The 1,227-nt window shown below is 58.6% G+C and carries 2 protein-coding genes; both read right to left on the reverse strand.

Annotation, left to right across the window (positions count from 1 at the left end; translation table 11 throughout):
• The coding region (locus H6A60_RS11500; protein WP_205104740.1) for a hypothetical protein at positions 1-215 on the reverse strand (215 nt) is incomplete at its 3' end.
• A complete protein-coding gene (locus H6A60_RS11505) occupies positions 215-553 on the reverse strand; it encodes a hypothetical protein (protein WP_205104742.1) in 339 nt (112 codons plus the stop codon). The genes H6A60_RS11505 and H6A60_RS11500, both read right to left, overlap by 1 nt.
• Positions 554-1,227 lie beyond the last annotated feature (674 nt).

The following is a 1,227-nucleotide window of genomic DNA, read 5'->3' on the forward strand; positions in this document are numbered from 1 at the left end:
ACATTGATGCAGGAAAAAACCTGCGGATCGAACCGTATCTGCCAGCGCTCGGCAAAAAGCGAACCGGCGATGACGAGTGCGGCTGTTGCAGCTGCGGTCTTTCCGGCCCAGGCTGCGCGCGCCGAGAGCGGGACGCCCTTCATCTCGGCGAGCGTTCTTCGCAGTGAATCGAAGGCTCCTTGAAGCGATCGGGGAGAACGCGGCTTCGTCCGCATCACCGATCTCCCTTCAAGCGCTGCGCTTCACCGGCGGCTGGTGCGTCCCTTGCACCTCCGATCGAAGCCCTCGGATCCGACCCGTCAAAGAGATCTGCGCTCGGCACGTGATGGGCCGGCTCCATTGTGTCGGGAGCACCCGGGATCAAATCGGACGGTCGAAGCAACGCCGTCCCCGGGACTGATATCACCGACTTCACGTCCACCACCACAACGCCTGCCTCGCGAAGCCGTTCCATTGATTCGGCACCGATTTTGAAAAGACGCTCCGCTTCCTTGATGTTCCCTTCGCTCATCTTTGCGACGGCGCTCGACACCTGCAGCATGTCGACCGCCATGACAGTCGGAAGTCCGTTGTTCGGTGCAGACGGAAAGAAATGCGTATAAGCAATAGTTGCCGCAATGGAAAGGCATGCGGAAACAAAAACACTGGTCAAAAGAGAGGTCGATGCGTTATGCGAGATCGCCCCGATCTTTCCATTGCACCCGACGTCGAATTCCGCGTCCGCAGGCGAGCCGCTTTGATCTGCGATTGACGTTCTGGTTCCTGCGAACGGAACGTCACGTTCGGACAGCACGGGTTCTATGCGATTTGTCGCTGCGGCATCCGCCGCTTCTGGATTGTTCGTCATTTACCGTTGTTTCAACTGTGCGTCTGCTACAAGCCGCACACGTGAAAAATGCGGCTGACAACGGTTGAGTATGGGAGGGGCACTCGGTTCAATTCCTCGAGCGGGAGGCGGATTCTCTGCCGTTGACATCCTCACCGCCCTGATCTCTGGACCGCCCACTCTTGTCAAGGCAGTCTGAGCAACCCGTCGATGAGCGGCTGGCTGCTGCCAACCCGAAGCGACGGGCATCACCAAGCCCGGCAAAGGGTTCCAGCCTGCAACATAGAGGCTAGGTTGCAAGGCCATCGAACATACACAGAAAAGCCCCGCAGTCATACGGGGCTTCATTTCGGTCGCGGTCATCGGGATCCCTCCCTGTACCGCATGGACAAGTCTATCAA

The sequence above is a fragment of the Sutterella massiliensis genome (assembly GCF_016899755.1).
GTDB lineage: Bacteria > Pseudomonadota > Gammaproteobacteria > Burkholderiales > Burkholderiaceae_F > Sutterella > Sutterella massiliensis.

What these genes read in the sequence shown, in the direction of transcription:
- H6A60_RS11505 (WP_205104742.1), bottom strand. Translation starts at nt 553, where the DNA reads ATGGCGGTCGACATGCTGCAGGTGTCGAGCGCCGTCGCAAAGATGAGC.